This window comes from Celeribacter ethanolicus (genome assembly GCF_001550095.1).
GTDB classification, from domain to species: Bacteria; Pseudomonadota; Alphaproteobacteria; order Rhodobacterales; family Rhodobacteraceae; genus Celeribacter; species Celeribacter ethanolicus.
Genome location: NZ_LRUC01000010.1, coordinates 17,441 through 36,008, shown reverse-complemented (window position 1 = coordinate 36,008; position 18,568 = coordinate 17,441). Strand labels below are relative to the sequence as shown.

Sequence of the window (18,568 nt, the reverse complement as noted above, 5' to 3'; positions counted from 1 at the left end):
CAAGCTATATAAGTGGAGACTCATCATGCCGACTTTCCTTCCCAAACTTCACGCGCTTTTCGGCGCAACCGGGCTTCTGATCGTTCTGGCCAACTGGAGCGCCACGGTTATCACTCTGATCATCGGCGACAAATACGTGATCGCCCTGACCAAGCTCTCCATCGCCTGGGGCCTTCTGGCGCTCATTCCGATGCTGATCTTGGCCGGGTTCAGCGGCAACCGTCTCGGCCAGCGGATGCGCGGGCCTTTGATCGCCGCAAAACAAAAGCGGATGAAGCTCATCGCGTTCAACGGTCTGGTGTTCCTCGTGCCCTCGGCCCTGATCCTTGTGCCACTTGCGATGCAGGGGCAGGGCGGGGCGGTCTATTATGTGATTCAGAGCGTCGAATTGCTCGCGGGCGCGACGAATATCACGCTTCTGGGCCTGAATATGCGCGACGGGATACGGCTTGGCCGCCGTCGGATCTCTGCCGCCTGAGGGTTTTCCGATGGCGCAAATACTCAAAGAAAAACCCGCCGTTTCCGGCGGGTTTTCCAATTTCGAAGGCTGAGAAAGATCAGCCGCGGTCTTCGACGTTCACATAGGAACGCTGGGCGTGACCTGTGTAGAGCTGACGCGGACGGCCGATTTTCATCGCCGGATCCTCGATCTGTTCTTTCCACTGGGAAATCCAGCCGATGGTGCGCGACAGGGCGAAGATCGGGGTGAACATCGCGGTTGGGAAGCCCATCGCTTCGAGAATGATGCCGGAGTAGAAGTCGACGTTCGGGAAGAGTTTCTTCTCGGCGAAATACGGATCTTGCAGGGCTTGTTTTTCAAGCTCCTTGGCGACCTGAAGCGTCGGGTTGTTCTCGATGCCCAGGAGTTCCAGAACTTCGTCGGCGGACTGTTTCATCACGGTCGCGCGCGGGTCGAAGTTTTTGTAGACGCGGTGGCCGAAGCCCATCAGGCGGAACGGATCGTTCTTGTCTTTCGCGCGGGCGATGTATTCCGGGATGCGATCCACGGTGCCGATCTCGCGCAGCATCTCGAGGCAGGCCTGGTTGGCGCCACCGTGTGCCGGACCCCAGAGGCAGGCGATGCCAGCCGCGATACAGGCGAACGGGTTGGCCCCCGAGGAGGACGCGAGACGCACGGTCGAGGTCGAGGCGTTCTGTTCGTGATCGGCATGGAGCGTGAAGATACGGTCCATGGCGCGCGACAGGATCGGGTTCACCTCATAGGTCTCGGCCGGAACCGAGAAGCACATGTGCAGGAAGTTCGAGGCGTAATCGAGATCGTTGCGCGGATACACGAAGGGCTGGCCGATGGTGTATTTGTAAGCCATCGCGGCAATGGTCGGCATTTTCGCGATCAGACGGATGGTCGCGACTTCGCGCTGATGCGCATCGGCGATGTCGATGGAGTCGTGGTAGAAGGCGGACATGGCGCCAACGACACCGACCATGATGGCCATCGGGTGGGCGTCACGACGGAAGCCGGTGAAGAATTTGAGCATCTGTTCGTGCACCATGGTGTGGCGCGTCACAGTGTTCTCGAATTTCTCCATCTGGGCCGCAGTCGGCAGTTCCCCGTAGAGAAGCAGGAAGCAGACTTCGAGGAAGTGGGATTTCTCGGCCAGATCGCCGATCGTGTAACCGCGGTGCAAAAGCACACCTTCTTCGCCGTCGATGAACGTGATCGAGCTTTCGCAGGAGGCGGTGGAGGTGAAGCCGGGGTCAAAGGTGAACACATCGGCCTGGCCGTAAAGCTTGCGGATGTCGATGACGTCGGGCCCCTCGGTCGGGGAAAGGACGGGAAGCTCGTAAGAGGTTCCGTCGAGCGTCAGGGTCGCAGTCTTCTGAGTGTCTGCCATGGTGGTTCCTTCGGTTGGCGGTGACTTCCCCGCGCTGCTTTTGCAGGCGGCGGAAATTCCGCTGGTGGTCACGCGGACGCCCGGGCGGATCCCGGACACCGTCTTGGCTAGGTCCCGTCCCGTAAACTCGGGAGGGACCGATTCCGAGCCTTGGGCCAGAGCGCCGGAAGCGCTTCTGGGCCGGGGCCTGACCGGAACGGGGTTCCGGCCTGAATTTCGCACGTGACCGTCTCTAGAACGCCCCGGTCACTCCTCTTGCGCCGCCGCCTGCGCGCTGATCCTCATGAAATCGCCGATCCGGGCGAGGCTCTCCTCGCGGCCAAGTACCAGCATCATGTCGAGCACGCTCGGGGTGACCGCACGGCCGGCGAGGGCGGATCTCAAGGGGCCGGCGACCTTGCCGAACCCGAGCTCCATTGCTTCCATCACGCGGCCGACAGCCTCCTCCAATGCGTCGCGCTCCCAGCTAGCACTTTGCAGGTGCGGCGTCAATTCTTCCAGTATACCGTTGGATACAGACCCCAGTTGTTTTTCCGCTTTCTCGTCCATGTCGACGGGCCGCGATATCAGTGCAAAACGTGCCTTTTCAAGAAGTTGCGGGTAGGTTTTGCTCGACCCCTTGACGCAATCGAGCGCCGCGCCCAGTCGCTCTTTTTGCTGCGATGTCAGGGCGGGTTCGCCCGCCGCCGCGAGGTAGCCCTCGATTTCGCTCAAGATTTCAGCATCCGCCATGATCGCGATATGCTGGCCGCAGATGTTTTCGAGTTTCTTGGTGTCAAACCGCGCCGGAGCCTTGTTGATTCCATCGAGATCGAACCATGCCTGCGCCTGCGCATCGGTGAAAAATTCGTCATCTCCATGCGACCAGCCGAGCCGCGCGAGGTAGTTGCGCATCCCTGCCGCCGGGTAGCCCATGGCCTGATATTCCTTCACGCCGACCGCGCCGTGACGTTTCGACATTTTCTTGCCGTCCGGCCCGAAAATCAGCGGGATATGAGCATAGACCGGCACCGGCCAGCCCATCGCGTTGTAGATTGTCATCTGACGTGCGGCATTGGCGAGGTGATCGTCACCCCGGATCACATGGGTCACGCCCATGTCCTGATCGTCCACAACCACAGCCAGCATGTAGGTCGGTGTCCCATCCGAACGTAACAGGATCATGTCGTCGAGCTGATCGTTTTTGAAGGTCACGTCGCCCTGCACCCGGTCCTTGACCACGGTGACGCCTTTGCGCGGCGCTTTCACCCGGATCACATAGGGCATGTCCGGGTAGCTCGACGGGTCGGCATCGCGCCAGGGCGAGCGGAACAACGTGCTCTCCTTCCTGGCGCGGGCCTCTTCGCGGAAGGCTTCGATCTCGTCCTGAGTCGAGAAACATTTATAGGCCTTGCCCATCTCCAACATCTCGCGCGCCACCTCGGCGTGCCGCTCCGCGCGCTCGAACTGGCTCACCGCTTCGCCGTCGTAATCAAGCCCGAGCCACGCCATGCCGTCGAGAATGCCCTGGGTCGCGCTGTCGGTCGAGCGCACCCGGTCCGTGTCCTCGATCCGAAGCAGGAACTTGCCGCCACGGCCCCGGGCATAGAGCCAGGAGAACAGCGCCGTGCGGGCGGTGCCGATATGCATGTCGCCGGTGGGCGAAGGGGCGATGCGGGTGACGACGGGTTTGGCGGCGGTATCGGACATGGGAAGATTAACCTTTTGGTAACCATGTTGGCGGATGCTTTTCGTCACCGGGCATAAGGGAAGGCGGAAGGGGAAACAAGGGTGCGCGCCCTCAGGAAACTGGCACAGATCCCCCTCGACATCGTCGATGGTCAACGCGGGCGGCTGTTCCTCTGGACGCCGGTGTTTTACGCCATGGGGATCGGCCTGTTCTTCACGCTGCCGAATGAACCTTCGCGTGCGCTGCTGGTGGTCTTGCTGGCCTGTGCGGTTGCGCTTGGCCTGCTGCTTTGGCGTGTGCCGCCGCAGATTGCGCCCTTCGTAACCGCGCTTCTGCTTGTGCTGGCCGGGTTGCTCATCGCCGGGTTTCGCACGCAGAGTGTCGCCGCACCGGTGCTGAATTACCGCTATTACGGTCCGGTGGAGGGGCGGGTGATCAAGATCGACCGCTCCGCCTCCGATGCGCTGCGCCTGACGCTCGACCGGGTGGTGCTGCGCGATACGGCACCGGGGCGCACGCCCGCGCGGGTGCGGGTGTCGCTGCATGGCGATCAGCCGTTTGTCGCTCCTGAACCCGGGCTGCGCCTCGCCATGACGGCGCATCTCTCGCCGCCGCCGGGGCCGACCGAGCCGGGCGGCTTCGATTTTCAGCGCATGGCCTGGTTCGACCGCCTCGGCGCGGTGGGCTACACGCGCACGCCGGTTTTGCGCGCCGCCCCGGTCGATCCAAGCCCTGTTCTCTGGATTCACCGGCTGCGGCAGATTTTGTCGCAGGATCTGCAAGCCAAACTGCCCGGCCAGACCGGCGCTTTCGCCGCCGCGATCCTGACCGGGGATCGCGCGGGCATTTCACAGGACACGGCGGAGGCGCTTCGGGGTGCCAATCTATCGCATCTTCTGGCGATTTCCGGGTTGCACATGGGGCTTCTGACCGGGGTGGTGTTCTTTGCTCTGCGGCTGGGCCTCGCGATGATCCCCGGCGCGGTGCTGAAATGGCCGATCAAGAAACTGGCGGCCGGGGGGGCGCTCCTCGCGGGCGCGTTCTATCTGGCGCTGTCGGGGTTCAATGTCGCGACCGAGCGGGCCTTTGTCATGGTCTCGGTCATCCTGATCGCCGTGCTGCTGGACCGGCAGGCGATTTCGCTGCGCACGGTCGCCATCGCGGCGTTGATCCTGCTGACGCTCCAGCCCGAAGTGCTCCCCGAACCCGGTTTCCAGATGTCCTTTGCCGCCACCACGGCGCTCGTCGCGGTGTTCTCCATCATTCGGCGGTTGCGGCTGATGTGGTCTTGGCCGTCGTGGCTTCGCAGCCTCGCGACGGTCGTGATCTCCTCCGGCGTGGCGGGCATCGCCACCGCGCCGGTCGCCGCCGCGCATTTCAACCGGATCGCGGATTTCGGGCTGATCGCCAATGTGGTCTCTGTGCCCTTGATGGGGGCGATGGTGATCCCGGCGGCGGTGCTGGCGCTGGTGCTGACGCCCATCGGGCTGCAATCGCTGGGGCTGGCGGTGATGGGCTGGGGCATCCGCTGGATTCTGTTCGTGGCCGAGACCGTGTCCTCATGGGAGGGTGCGGTCAGCCGTTTGCCGTCGCCGCCGCACGCCACATTGCCGTTGATTGCGCTGGGGGCGCTGTTCGTCATCCTCTGGCGCGGGCGGGCGCAGCATGTCGGGCTGATCGCGGTGCTCTGGGGCTTCTGGCTCTGGAGCGTCGCCGAACGTCCGGCGCTATTGATCTCCGACGACGGGGCGCTGGTTGGGCGGATGGGGCTGGACGGACGTGCGCTGTCGAAAGCGCAGGGCAGCGGGTTTGCCGCAACGGTCTGGCTGGAGAATGACGGCGATCTGCCGGATCAGGAACGTGCCGCTGCACGCACTATGCCGCCCTTGGACGTCGGGCCGCTCCGGGTGCGTCATGTCACCGGACGTGGCTGGCAGGAGGCGGTGCGGGCGGCCTGCGCCGAGGCCGATCTGGTCATTGTGAACCAGCTTTGGGACGAGGATATGCCAGAGGGATGCCTTTTGGCCGATCTCGGCATGTTGCGGCAGAGCGGCTCGCTCGCGGTGTCCCAGACGGGCGAGACGGTCACGATCCGTACCGCCTATGCCGCCTCGGGCCTGCGGCTCTGGAATACACCGGCGTTGCGTGGGGCACATGCGCCCTCCGCGCGGGAGGTGAGGGCCGGGCTTTTGCCCGCCGCCATGGGATTGCGGTTCCATGAGGCGGGGACCGGGATGGGTCGTCTGGCTTTGCGCGGCGCACCGTGAACATGAGAAAACCGCCACATTTGACTGCGGCGGTTCCTGACGTTTGGGCGTTGAGCCTCAATAGCTGCGGATCAGCCCCACCAGTTTGCCCTGCACCTCGACCAGATCGGCGGGCAGGACGCGGGTCTTGAACGCCGGGTTCGCCGCTTCAAGCGCGATCGTGTCGCCCTGGCGTTGATAGCGTTTGAGCGTGGTCTCGTAGCCCTCGACCATGGCAACGACGATGTCGCCGTTGCTGGCCTGACTGGTTTCGCGGATGACCACGATGTCGCCGTGGTTGATCCCGGCGTCGATCATGGAATCGCCTTTGACTTCAAGCGCATAGTGATTGCCGCGCCCCGAAAGCATCGACCCCGGTACGGCCACGTTCATTGCCCCGTCGGAGATCGCCTCGATCGGCAGGCCGGCGGCGATCTTGCCCATGATCGGGAGGTTGATCGCGGTCACCGCCTCGATCTCCATCGCGGCGGGGGGCGTGTGATCCGGGCGGTCGCCATCAATCACGCGGGGCGTGAAACCGCCAGACTGGGCCGCAGTCGGCGCGGTGGGCGCGCCGCCGAGGCTTTCAGGCAGTTTGACGATCTCAATGGCGCGTGCACGGTGCGCAAGGCGGCGGATGAAGCCGCGCTCTTCCAGCGCCGTGATCAACCGGTGAATCCCGGATTTAGAGCGCAGATCGAGCGCCTCTTTCATTTCATCGAAGGAGGGCGGAACCCCGTCCCTTTGAAGTCTGGTGTTGATGAAGTCCAGCAGCTGGAGCTGTTTTTTCGTCAGCATCGGCTCATTCCTCTGTCCCGTCCTCTGTTCTGGCGCGGCCATCGAGAGGGTGTTTGTCTCTTGTGTGACCCAGCCTGTGTCTGAGCGCCGGATGTAATGCACCGGCATGGGAGCCACGGGGCCGGAAATGCGCATTCTGATCGGGGTGGCGGAGGGAGGAGTGCTCGTCCCGACGCTTTTCCGACCAAAGGCCACGGGGCCACCGCTTTCCGTCAGTCCCCAGACGGGTTTTTGCGTGTGTTCTGAAAATGTTCTACCGCTGTTCCCGAAATGTGTCAATGTTCCTCTCCGTCTCACCAGAAAGCGATCTGTTGCGCCTTTGAGGAGAGTTGAGTGCAGCTTGGTTAAAACGGAGTTAATTTTGTCGGGAGCAGACGGTTTTTTACAGGCGGATCACGTCGACGGTTTCACCCGTCTTGCGCGCCGGATCGCCGACCGGGCGCACCAGGAGCGCGTTGGCCTGCGAGAGGATGGACATGAGCGAGCTGTCCTGACGGTCGAAAGGTTGCACGCCGTCCTCGGTCAGGATCGCACGCATGTAATGTTCGCGCGGGCCGTTTTCGGAAATATCCTGCAACAGCAAGGCTTTGCTGCGTGGGGCCGGGGCAGGGGGGAGCCCTGAGAGCGCAGTAAGCGCAGGCAGCAGGAAAAGCTGGGCCGTGACCATGGCCGAGACGGGGTTGCCGGGCAGGCCGAGCATCACCGCCCCGTTCAGCGACCCCGCCATCAGCGGTTTGCCGGGACGCATGGCGACCTTGTAGAAGGCGCGCGCGAGGCCGAGTTTTTCGGCCACCTTGCCGACCAGATCGTGATCGCCCACGGAGGCGCCGCCGATGGAGACGATCATGTCGGCCCCCTCGGCCATGGCGAAAGTGGCGGCCAGCATATCTTCGTCATCCGGCGCGATGGGCAGCATGCGGGCGACGCCGCCCGCCGCTTCGATCAGTGCGGCGAGGCCGAAGGAATTGGAGGCGATGATTTGCGAGGGGCCGGGCGTCTCGCCGGGCATCACCAATTCGTCGCCAGTGGCGATGAGCGCCACGACCGGGCGGCGCGTGACGGTCACCTCGGGGATGTTCATCGCGGCGAGAAGGTTGATGTCCTGCGGCGTCAGGCGGCGCGGGGCGGCCAGCCGGTCACCGGATTTGAAATCGCCCCCCAAGGGCCGGATGTTACGGTTCCCGGAGAGCGTTTCCGCGACGGTGATGACATCGCCGTCGCGGGAGACGTCTTCCTGAATAATCACGCGTGTGACGCCTTCTGGCACCGGCGCGCCGGTGAAGATGCGCACCGCGTCTCCATCACTGAGCGGACCCGCATAGCCATGACCGGCGGCACTTTCGCCGATGACGGTAAAGGTGTCGCCAACCGAGGGATGATCGGCCTTAACGCCGTAGCCGTCCATGGCGGAGGAGGCGAAGGGCGGCTGATCGCGCATCGCAATCGCATCTTCGGCCAAAACCCGCCCCGATGCCTCGCGCAGAGGAACGCGTTCGGTGCCGAGCGGATGGCAAAGTTTGAACACGTTTTCAAGCGCTTCATCGACGGTGATCATTTACTTGGCCTCACCAGAAATCTCATAAGTCCCGGATTTGCCGCCTTCCTTGCGCAGAAGCCGGGTCTGGACGATCTCCATGCCCTTCTCGGCGGCCTTCAACATGTCATAGACGGTGAGCGCGGCGACAGTGGCGGCGGTCAGCGCTTCCATCTCGACACCCGTTTGGCCGGAGGTCTTGACGGTGGCGCGAATGCGGATGCCGGGCAAGCTTTCGTCCGGCTCCAGATCGAGCGTTACCTTGGTGATCGGCAGCGGATGGCAGAGCGGGATCAGATCGGAGGTGCGTTTCGCCCCCATGATCCCCGCAAGCCGCGCCACGCCAAGAACGTCGCCCTTTTTCGCCGTGCCCTGGGTCACCAGCGCCAGTGTTTCGGGCGTCATTTTTATGGCGGACTCGGCGGTGGCCAGCCGGTCGGTCACGGCCTTGCCGGAGACATCGACCATATGGGCGTGGCCTTCCCCGTCGAAATGCGTCAGCTCCGCCATTATGCCGGAACCGGATTGGCGAGAAGCGCGCGGGTCGCGGCCTCGACATCGTCCTGACGCATCAGGCTTTCGCCGATGAGGAAACAGCGCGCGCCGTAACCCGCCATATCGGCGAGGTCCGCAGGCGTGAACAGCCCGCTTTCGCAGACCAGCGTGCGATCCGCCGGGACGAGTTTCGACAGCTCCCGCGTGGTGTCGAGCGTGGTCTCGAAAGTCTTGAGGTTGCGGTTGTTGACGCCCAGAAGCGGGGATTTGAGCTTGAGCGCGCGGTCCAGCTCCTCTGCGTCATGCACCTCGATCAGAACGTCCATGCCGTAACCGAAAGCGGCGTCTTCCAGATCGGCGGCCAGCGCATCGTCGACGGAGGCCATGATGATCAGGATCGCATCGGCACCCCAGGCGCGGGCCTCGGCCACCTGATAGGTGTCATAGAGGAAATCCTTGCGCAGAACCGGCAGGGAGACCTCGGCGCGGGCGGCTTTCAGGAACTCGGGCGCGCCCTGAAACGATGGCGCATCGGTCAGGACCGACAGACAGGTCGCGCCGCCGGCCTCATAGGCGCGGGCGATGGCAGGCGGATTGAAATCCGGGCGGATGAGGCCCTTGGACGGGGAGGCTTTCTTGACCTCGGAAATCAACCCGTAGCCGGTCTGTGCGGCTGTTTGCAGCGCCTTGGCAAAGCCGCGCGTGGGGCTTTGGGCGGAGGCTTCGGCTTCAAGATCGGACAGACTCACGGATTGCTTCGCCGCGGCCACTTCTTCGAGCTTATAGGCTTTGATTTTATCGAGAACGTTGGACATGGGGGCAGAGATACCTTGCAGGGGCGATTTAGGGAAGATGGCAAAGGGCCACTTTGAGGGTTTTCTGATGGGGTAAATACTCACTGTTGCGCCATGAGTATTTGGGCCATCAGAAAGCCTAGGTGCGTACCCTGAGACGTGCTAGGCCGTGAAAATGCCATGTGTCGGCGTAGACCGGTGGTTCGGTGAGGTAGATATTCGGGCAGCGCTCGAACAGGAGCGGCAGGGCAACGCGCATCTCCAAGCGGGCGAGAGGCGCGCCGACGCAGAAATGGATGCCCGCGCCGAAGGAGGTGTTCTGTTTCACCTTGCGGGTCGGATCGAAGCGGTCGGGATCGTCCCATGTGTCGTCGTCGCGGTTGGCGGCACCGAGCAGAAGCCCGATCTTGTCGCCGCGTTTGAGCGGTTGGCCTAGGAAACTGGTGTCCTCATAGACCCAGCGTTGAAACAGGTGCAGTGGCGGATCGAAGCGCAGGAGCTCTTCGATGGTGCCGTCGATCTTGTCATCCGAGAGGAATTCGCGCGGCGTGTTCTGTTCCAGAAGGGTTTTCACCGCGATGCCGAGGCTGTGGACGGTGGCTTCGTGACCGGCGTTCAGCAGGAGAATGCAGGTGGTGATCAGCTCATCGGTGGTCAGTTTTTCGCCATCCTGTTCGGCGGCGATCAGTGAGGTGATCAGATCATCGGCGGGTTTGGAACGCCGCTCCTCGACGTAGGAGCGCATGAAGTCGGAAAACTCGGTGGCGGCTCTGGCGGCGGCGTCTTCGATCTCTCGGGTCCGATTGGGCGTGTAGACCGCGACCATGGCGTTGGACCATGTCAGGAGCTGGTCCGACATTTCTTCGGGCACGCCCAGCAGGCGGCAGATGATCCGCACCGGCACCATTTTCGCAAAGGCGGGCATGAGATCGAATTCCTCATCGGGAAAGCGGTCGATGAGATCGTTGGTGATCTCTTCGAGGTCCGGGATCAGCGCCTTGATCCGCCGCGAGGTGAAAGCGCGGAGCACCAGCGAGCGCAGCCTTGTGTGCCGCTCGCCTTCGAGTTCCAGCATCGAGTGATCCTCGATGTCGTAAAAGGCGCGCAGATGGGCGGGGATGTCGGGTTCGAAGCCCTCGGGGGCCTCCCGGCCAAAGCGGTTGTCGCGCAAGGCCATCGACACCCCGTCATAGCCCGCCACCACGGGCAGGTTCAGGTCCTCCCAGAACACCATCTTGCCGCCCGCGCGCAGACGGTCGTAGAACGGGTAGGGGTTTTGGACGAAATCGGGGTCGGAGGGGGAGAGGGCGAAGCGTTTCATGGCCGGGAAGGTGATCGCAAGCGCTTCCCTTTGCAAGCGGGAGTTTCTAGAGTCCCGGACATGACGTCACAGGAAATGCCTCATGCCGGCGCGCCCTCTGCGGAGGCCGAGCGCCATGCCGCCCGCCGCCGGGTGTTTACGGCTCTTGCCGGGCTGATTGTCGTGGCGATCTTCGGGTTGGGTGTGTTCGGGTTTTCCTTTCGCGCCGCCCTCGATCAGGCGGCGGCGCGGGGCACGTCGGATCTGACGCTTTCCGCAGATCGTCTGACCACCGGGCTGCAACGCTATCGCGAGCTGGCGGTGTTCTTGTCCGATCACCCGACGGTGACGGCGCGGGTTACGGCGCCTGCCGATGGCGGGGCGCTTGACGCCGATGCCCTGTTGCAGGGGGTGGTGGACAAGACCGGGGCGTCGTCGATGATGGTGGTCTCGACCACGGGAGAGGTGCTGGCGAGCGCAGGCGAAAGCCACTTGCCGAAAGGCGCGCAGGCAGCGCTGACGCGGGCGCTGGACGGAGCGCTGGGCATCGCGCATTTCGTAGATCCGGAAGCACGCCGCCGCTACATGTTCGCAGCCCCGGTGTTCTCGCCCGAGGGGCCGCCGGTGGCCGCCGTTCTGGTGTCCGTCGACATCGGATTACTGGAATGGGGCTGGCCGTCGGAGCCGTCGGCAATCTATTTCACCGATGACTATGGTGTGATCTTCGTGGCCAATCGCTCCGAGTTGATCCTCAGGGGCGGCCTGGGCGGGGCTTTGCCGGTGCGGGGGACGCATCTTCTGGCAGGGCACGACATCTGGACCCATGACATGGGCCCCTACATCCCGTCACCGGCGCTGCATCTGACGAAACCTCTGCCGGTCGTCGGGCTGACTGCGGAGCTTTTGCTGGATCTGCACCCGGTCATCGCGCAGGCGGGGTTGCAGGCGGGGCTGGCCGCCGCTCTGGCCTTGGTCTTCGCGGCTTTTCTGTTCTTCACCATGGAACGACGGCGGACGCTTGCGGAGGCCAATGCCCGGCTTGAGGCACGGGTGGCGGCGCGGACCGAGGCACTTGAGATCGCCAACCGGGAGTTGCAGCACGAGGTGCATGAACGTCACGAGGCAGAGGCCCGGCTCAAGCGTGCGCAGGCCGATCTGGTGCAGGCGGGGAAACTCTCGGCGCTGGGCGAGATGTCGGCGGGGATCAGCCATGAGCTCAATCAGCCGTTGATGGCGATCCGGTCCTTTGCCGAGAATGCCCAGGCTTTTCTCGAACGCGACAGGCCGGAAAAGGCCGCCGACAATCTCGGGCGCATTTCCGAACTGGCGCGCCGGATGGGACGGATCATCAAGAACCTGCGTGCCTTTGCCCGCCAGGAACCGGAGACCGCGACCAATGTCGAACTGACCGGTGTGATCGAGGCGGCGCTGGAGATGACGCAGGGCAAGATTTCGCGGGCGGGCGTGACGCTTGACTGGACGCCGGTGGCGCAGGTCTGGGTGCGGGGCGGCGAGGTGCGCCTTCAGCAGGTGGTGATGAACCTTCTGTCGAACGCGGTCGACGCGATGATGGATGTGGAAGACAAGCACATCACGATCCGTCTGGTCCCGGGGGCTGTTGAGGGCGAGACGGGTGGCGATCCGACGCGCCTCACGGTGGCGGACAGCGGGCCGGGGATTGCCGAGCCGGAAAAGATCTTCGACCCGTTCTATACCACGAAAGAGGTGGGCGCGGCGCAGGGCATGGGGCTTGGTCTGTCGATCTCCTACGGGCTGGTGCAGAGCTTCGGAGGGCGCATCCGCGGCGAGAACCGCCCCGAGGGCGGGGCGGTGTTCACCATCGAATTGCAGCCCGCCGATGTCAGCGGAACTATGGGCGGGCAGGAGGTCCATGATGGCACATATTGAACGCGTACTTCTGGTCGATGACGACGCCTCGGTGCGTGAGGCCTTGGGGCAGACGCTGGAACTGGCCGATCTGGTGCCGACGCTGGCGGGCAGTTACATCGAGGCCAAAGATCACATTTCGCGCGAGTTTCCCGGTGTGGTGGTGTCCGACATCCGCATGCCCGGCAAGGATGGCTTTGCGCTTTTGGACTTCGCCCAGAAGGTGGACCCGGAACTGCCGGTGATCCTGCTGACCGGAGAGGGCGACGTGCCGATGGCGGTGCGGGGGATTTCCTCGGGCGCGTTCGATTTTCTGGAAAAACCCTGCGCGCCCAAGGACCTGATCGCGGTGGTCGAGAAGGCGTTGAAAACCCGCGCGCTTGTGTTGGAGAACCGTCGCCTCAAGCGGCAGGTGGAGCAGGGCGATGCCGCTGCGCGCCTGCTCCGGGGTACCTCCGAGATGTCGGTAAAGATGCGGGATGCGGCGCGAACCGTGGCGCGTTCGGCCTCCGACGTTCTGGTGACCGGCGAGCCGGGGGTGGGGACGGCGAAGATGGCCGAGGTGGTGCATCTTTTGTCGGCGGGTTCGATGGCACCTTTCCTGAAATTCTCCGCCTCGGCGATGACGCCCGATACGCTGGTGCAGGCTTTTGCTCAGGCGGAGGGCGGATCGGTGTTCCTCGACGAGATCGTACAGCTCACCAGCCCGGCGCAATTCGCGCTGCTGGAGCTTTTGGAAACCCACGATCGGCCGCGTCTCATCGCCGGGACCTATGCCGATCTCTCGGCTGAGGCGGGCGCGGGGCGGTTTTCGCCCGATCTGTTTTACCGGCTGGAGGCGGCGGTGATCCGCATTCCGCCGCTGCGCGAGCGGCGCGAGGACATTCCGGTGCTGTTCCGGCATTACGTCAACATCGCCTGCGAACAGAGCGACCTGCCGGTGCCGGAAATTACGCCCGATGTCATCTCCCGCCTGATGGCGCAGGACTGGCCGGGCAATGCGCGCTCCCTGATGAACGCGGCGATGCGGTTCGCCATGGGGCTGACGGAGGGGGAGGCGCAGGAGGAGCTGGGGCTTGCGGAGCAACTGGCGCAGGTCGAGCGGTCTCTGTTGATCGCGTCGCTGCAACGTCACAAGGGCAATGCGACGGAGGCGGCCAAGGGTCTCAAACTGCCGCGCAAGACCTTCTACGACAAGCTGACGCGGCATGGGGTGAGGGCGGAGGAGTATCGCGCCTGACGTCCTTTGCGTTCTGCAAAAGCATGACCCGATACCTTGGGTTACATTGCTTGACGCTACGTCCACCTGTCTTCTGAGCGTAACCCGGGAGGGAGTGGTCCGGGGAACCTTGGGAGGTACATCATGAAATTTCTGACTTGCGCGCTGGCGACCGGCGTCTTCGTTTCGTCTGCTGGCATGGCCGTGGCGGCCTGCGATCCGGGCGAGATCGTCATCAAGTTTAGCCATATCGTCAATACCGACAAGCATCCGAAAGGCATTGCGGCCAATCTGTTGATGGATCGGGTAAACACGGAAATGGACGGCAAGGCCTGTATGGAGATCTATCCGAACGCCACGCTCTACAATGACGATCAGGTGCTTGAGGCGATGTTGCAGGGCGATGTGCAACTGGCCGCGCCCAGTCTGTCGAAATTCGAGACGTTCACGAAACAGTTCCGCATCTTCGATCTGCCCTTCATGTTCAAGAACATCGCCGCGGTGGACGAGTTCCAGAGCTCGGAGACCGGGCAGGCGATGAAAGAAGGCATGGTGCGGCGCGGGCTTTTGGGGCTTGAGTTCTGGCACAACGGGCTGAAACAGATCACGGCGGACCGGCCGGTTCTCTGGCCCTCCGATCTCGAAGGGCTGAAGATGCGGGTGCAGCCCGCCGAGGTGATCATCGAACAGATGAAAGCGCTGAAAGCCAACCCACAGCCGATGGCTTTTCCCGAAGTGTACGGCGCGTTGCAGACCGGCGTGGTGGACGGCCAGCAGAACACCTATTCCAACATCTACGGCCAGAAATTCTTCGAGGTTCAGGACGGGGTGACAGAGACCAATCACCTTCTTCTGGACTATATGGTGGTGACCTCGGTCGATTGGTGGGACAGCCTGCCGGACGATGTGCGCACGCAATTCGCGACGATCCTGCATGAGGTGACCCAGGCGCGCAACGGCGAGTCCGAGCGGGTCAACATGGAGGCGAAACAGGGCATCCTCGACGCCGGTGGCGTGGTGCGCGAACTGACGGATGAACAGCGCGGGGCCTGGGTCGAAGCGATGAAACCGGTCTGGAGCCTGTTCGAGGACGAAGTCGGGGCGGAGAATATCGCTGCGGCGCAGGAGATCAACGCTCGGCATTGAACAGGCTGCGCGGCGCGATCCGGGCCGCGAGAGGCGCCGTGAGTCGAACTGTGCGATTTTCCACACATACGCAATTTTCTTGCGTGCGGAAAATCGCACACTTGCGTGAGATGCATGCCTGCTATGCGTCTTTGCCTTCATGTAACAATCTGAAACCAAATGGTTTTCAAGAAAGTTTCATCTATCTCACAGGAATACTTGTCGGATCGCAGGCGGGTTTGTTTCCTCTGTCGCAGAGTGAAGCGGGTGAAATCCGCCCGATCACCCCACCGACATATGATTTCATGATGGGAGGACAGACATGAAATTCCTGGCTACCGCCGCCACCGCCCTGGCACTTTCCGTGACCGCCACCACCGCTTTCGCCTCCGCGGGCTGCGACGACGGCGAGATGGTGATCAAGTTCAGCCACGTCACCAACACCGACAAGCACCCGAAAGGCATCGCGGCCCAGCTTTTTGCCGATCGCGTGAATGCCGAGATGGACGGCAAGGCCTGTGTCGAGGTCTATCCGAACTCCACGCTCTACAACGATGACCAGGTGCTCGAGGCGATGCTTCAGGGCGACGTTCAGATGGCCGCGCCGTCGCTGTCGAAATTCGAGACCTTCACCAAGCAGTTCCGCATCTTCGACCTGCCGTTCATGTTCAAGAACATGGATGCTGTCGAGGAATTCCAGAATTCCGACGCCGGTCAGGCGATGAAGGAATCGATGGTGCGCCGCGGCCTTCTGGGCCTCGAGTTCTGGCACAACGGCATGAAGCAATTCTCCGCCAACAAACCGCTTCTGGAACCGATGGATGCCGCCGGTCTCAAGTTCCGCGTGATGCCCTCCGACGTGCTCGTCGCCCAGATGGACGCGCTGGACGCCAGCCCGCAGCCGATGGCCTTCTCCGAGGTCTACGGCGCGCTGCAAACCGGTGTCGTGGACGGGCAGGAAAACACCTGGTCCAACACCTACGGCCAGAAGTTCTTCGAAGTGCAGGACGGGGTGACCGAGACCAACCACGGTCTGCTGGACTACATGGTTGTGACCTCCGTCGACTGGTGGGAAGGGCTTGACGCCGACATCCGCGACCAGCTTGCGACCATCCTCCACGAGGTGACCGTCGAGCGCAACGCCGCGATCAACGAGGTCGACGCCGACAACCGTCAGGCGCTTCTCGATGCCGGTGGCGTGATCCGCGAACTGACGCCGGAGCAGCGTCAGGACTGGGTCGATGCGATGAAACCCGTCTGGGAGAAATTCACCGATGACGTGGGCGCCGACAACATCGCGCTGGCGCAGGAAATCAACGCCAAACACTGAGCGCTGATCATCATGGCAGGGTCCCGTCGATGACGATGGGGCCTTGCCTGCATCCGCAATGCCGGATGCCACGGGTCCCCCGGACCCGACAGAGGGACAACAGGGGTCAATCTCCATGACACAATATCAGGACAACCTGCCGAAATCGGCGGTGGCGAAGTTCTTCGACGGGCTCGAGGAAAACGTCATCGCGGCGATCCTTGGCGTGATGACGCTCATCACCTTCGTCAACGTGGTGCTGCGCTACGTGTTCAACCATTCCCTGATCTGGGGCCTCGAAGTGGTGCTGATCCTCTTCGCCTGGCTCGTGCTTCTGGGAATTTCCTACGGGTTCAAGAAGACCTCGCATCTGGGCGTCGACGCGTTGATCAACGTGCTGCCAACGCGGGGGCAGCGGCTCATGGCGGTGCTTTCGGCGCTGGCCTGTCTCGCCTATGCGATGCTCTTGATGAAAGGCGCCTGGGATTACTGGGCCCCCTTTGCCGCGTTGCAGCCGACCGAAGGCCGCTGGTTCCCGCTGGGCTTCACCGAGAACGTGCGCGACCGGGCGTTTTACATCACCGATCAGGTGCCCATGCTCGGCATCTTCCGCTGGCTCGAAGATGCGATCAACTATGGCGACAGCTATGACAAGCTGCCGCGCGTGGTCCCCTATGTCATCATCCCCTTCTCGGCGGCGCTGATGCTTTTGCGCGTGGTGCAGGCCACGATCCGCATTCTGGCGGGCAAACAATCCAGCCTTATCGTGTCCCACGAGGCCGAAGACGAAGTCGAGCGCGTGGCGCACGGCGAATACGAGGAATAATCCCAATGGACGTCGTCTTTCTTTTCGTCATGGTGGTGGGCCTGTTGCTGATCGGTGTGCCGATCGCGGTCTCTCTCGGCCTGTCCTCCATGATCTTCCTGCTGGTGTTCTCCGACACTTCGCTGGCCTCCGTGGCGCAGTCGCTCTATCAGGCCATGGCCGGTCACTACACGCTTCTGGCCATCCCCTTCTTCATCCTCGCCTCGTCGTTCATGTCGACGGGCGGTGTGGCGAAACGCATCGTGCGCTTTGCCATCGCCTGTGTCGGGCATTTCCACGGCGGTCTGGCGATTGCGGGCGTGTTTGCTTGTATGATCTTCGCCGCTCTGTCCGGCTCGTCGCCCGCAACCGTGGTGGCCATCGGCTCCATCGTCATCACGGCGATGCGCCAGATGGGCTATACCAAGGATTTCGCCGCCGGTGTCATCGCCAACGCGGGCACCTTGGGTATTCTGATCCCGCCGTCCATCGTTATGGTGGTCTATGCCTCCGCAACAGACGTCTCCGTCGGGCGGATGTTCCTTGCGGGCGTCATTCCGGGGCTTTTGGCCGGCACCATGCTCATGCTGGCGATCTATGTCATCGCGCGGGTCAAGAACCTGCCGAAAGGCGACTGGGCCGGCTGGAGCGAAATCGGCCGCTCCTTCCGCGAAGCCTTCTGGGGGCTGATGCTCATCGTCATCATCATGGTCGGCATCTACGGCATTCCGGGCATCACCGGTGCGATCTTCACCCCGACCGAAGCCGCCGCGGTGGCCTCCGTCTATGCCTTCCTTGTCGCCTCTTTCATCTACCGCGACATGGGGCCGCTGGCGGATCGCGACGGCACCGGGCCGAAATCCCTTCTGGCGAAACCCTATGCGCTGATCACCGCCTTCTTCCACAAGGACACGCGTCACACGCTGTTCGATGCGGGCAAGCTGACGATCATGCTCATGTTCATCATCGCCAACGCGCTGATCCTGAAACATGTGCTGACCGACGAACAAATCCCGCAGCAGATCGCCAATGCCATGCTGTCGGCGGGCTTCGGCAAGATCATGTTCCTGATCATGGTCAACGTCATCCTTCTGATCGGTGGCCAGTTCATGGAACCCTCGGGGCTGATCGTGATCGTCGCACCGCTGGTCTTCCCGATCGCCATGGAACTCGGCGTCGATCCGATCCACCTGGGCATCATCATGGTGGTGAACATGGAGATCGGGATGATCACCCCGCCGGTGGGCCTCAACCTCTTCGTGACCTCGGGCGTTGCGGGGATGCCGATGATGGCCGTGGTCCGCGCCGCCCTGCCGTTCCTCGCGATCCTCTTCGTCTTCCTGATCCTCGTCACCTATGTGCCATGGATCTCGACCTACCTGCCCACGACACTGATGGGGCCGGAGATCATCACGAAGTAAGAGTGTTCGATCTGGACAAGTTTAAGGGGCCTTAGGGCCCCTTTTTCGTCTCCTTTGTGCGCAAAATACTCAAATGAAAACGGCGCACCCGGTTGAGAGGGCGCGCCGTG

The 18,568-nt window shown here is 62.8% G+C and carries 15 protein-coding genes; 8 read left to right on the top strand and 7 right to left on the bottom strand.

From position 1 onward, the window contains the following. Window positions 1–25: 25 nt before the first annotated feature. The gene (locus NH195_RS04550; RefSeq protein WP_066703806.1) at window positions 26–478 is read left to right on the top strand and encodes a hypothetical protein; all 453 of its coding nucleotides are present in this window, start codon (window positions 26–28) and stop codon (window positions 476–478) included. Between the two features lie 79 nt (window positions 479–557). Here NH195_RS04550 and NH195_RS04545 read toward each other — a convergent pair whose 3' ends face one another. Together NH195_RS04545 and gltX are read right to left on the bottom strand one after the other, a co-directional pair. Beyond that, window positions 558–1,856 carry a citrate synthase gene (locus NH195_RS04545; protein WP_066703803.1) on the bottom strand — a complete coding sequence of 433 codons (1,299 nt, stop codon included), beginning with the start codon at window positions 1,854–1,856 and terminating at the stop codon, window positions 558–560. A 246-nt stretch (window positions 1,857–2,102) separates the two neighbouring features. Further along, complete coding sequence (gene gltX, locus NH195_RS04540; RefSeq protein ID WP_066703800.1) at window positions 2,103–3,545, bottom strand: glutamate--tRNA ligase; 1,443 nt, start codon at window positions 3,543–3,545, stop codon at window positions 2,103–2,105. Between the two features lie 81 nt (window positions 3,546–3,626). Here gltX and NH195_RS04535 point away from each other — a divergent pair, with 81 nt between their 5' ends. After that, a complete protein-coding gene (locus tag NH195_RS04535; RefSeq protein WP_238379693.1) occupies window positions 3,627–5,792 on the top strand; it encodes a ComEC/Rec2 family competence protein in 2,166 nt (721 codons plus the stop codon). Window positions 5,793–5,849: 57 nt separating this feature from the next. Here the strand turns inward: NH195_RS04535 and lexA are convergent, their stop codons facing one another. From lexA to NH195_RS04510, 5 genes are all read right to left on the bottom strand, one after another. Then, complete coding sequence (gene lexA / locus NH195_RS04530; protein ID WP_066703797.1) at window positions 5,850–6,569, bottom strand: transcriptional repressor LexA; 720 nt, start codon at window positions 6,567–6,569, stop codon at window positions 5,850–5,852. Window positions 6,570–6,951: 382 nt separating this feature from the next. Then, window positions 6,952–8,124, bottom strand: coding sequence for a molybdopterin molybdotransferase MoeA (locus NH195_RS04525; protein WP_066703794.1), 1,173 nt, complete (start codon window positions 8,122–8,124; stop codon window positions 6,952–6,954). Continuing rightward, window positions 8,125–8,613: a cyclic pyranopterin monophosphate synthase MoaC gene (gene moaC, locus NH195_RS04520; protein WP_066703791.1), complete on the bottom strand. Its 489-nt coding sequence runs from the start codon at window positions 8,611–8,613 to the stop codon at window positions 8,125–8,127. Next, window positions 8,613–9,413, bottom strand: coding sequence for an indole-3-glycerol phosphate synthase TrpC (gene trpC / locus NH195_RS04515; protein ID WP_066703788.1), 801 nt, complete (start codon window positions 9,411–9,413; stop codon window positions 8,613–8,615). Before trpC ends, moaC begins: the two co-directional genes overlap by 1 nt. A 118-nt stretch (window positions 9,414–9,531) precedes the next feature. Further along, window positions 9,532–10,713: a cytochrome P450 gene (locus NH195_RS04510; RefSeq protein ID WP_066703785.1), complete on the bottom strand. Its 1,182-nt coding sequence runs from the start codon at window positions 10,711–10,713 to the stop codon at window positions 9,532–9,534. A gap of 60 nt (window positions 10,714–10,773) precedes the next feature. On the opposite strand from NH195_RS04510, the gene NH195_RS04505 reads away from it, so the two are divergent. From NH195_RS04505 to NH195_RS04480, 6 genes are all read left to right on the top strand, one after another. Continuing rightward, on the top strand, window positions 10,774–12,600 hold the full coding sequence (locus NH195_RS04505; RefSeq protein ID WP_238379692.1) for a sensor histidine kinase: 1,827 nt from the start codon (window positions 10,774–10,776) through the stop codon (window positions 12,598–12,600). Continuing rightward, window positions 12,584–13,819, top strand: a complete 1,236-nt coding sequence (locus NH195_RS04500; RefSeq protein WP_066703779.1) for a sigma-54-dependent transcriptional regulator — start codon at window positions 12,584–12,586, stop codon at window positions 13,817–13,819. The genes NH195_RS04505 and NH195_RS04500 overlap by 17 nt, the downstream gene beginning before the upstream one ends. A gap of 123 nt (window positions 13,820–13,942) precedes the next feature. Next, entirely contained in the window at window positions 13,943–14,944 is a 1,002-nt protein-coding gene (locus NH195_RS04495; RefSeq protein WP_066703777.1) for a DctP family TRAP transporter solute-binding subunit, read from the top strand. Window positions 14,945–15,245: 301 nt separating this feature from the next. Beyond that, a complete protein-coding gene (locus NH195_RS04490; protein ID WP_066703774.1) occupies window positions 15,246–16,253 on the top strand; it encodes a DctP family TRAP transporter solute-binding subunit in 1,008 nt (335 codons plus the stop codon). 115 nt (window positions 16,254–16,368) lie between these two features. After that, a complete protein-coding gene (locus tag NH195_RS04485; protein ID WP_066703771.1) occupies window positions 16,369–17,058 on the top strand; it encodes a TRAP transporter small permease in 690 nt (229 codons plus the stop codon). A gap of 5 nt (window positions 17,059–17,063) precedes the next feature. Further along, a complete protein-coding gene (locus NH195_RS04480; RefSeq protein ID WP_066703768.1) occupies window positions 17,064–18,458 on the top strand; it encodes a TRAP transporter large permease in 1,395 nt (464 codons plus the stop codon). Window positions 18,459–18,568: the final 110 nt, after the last annotated feature.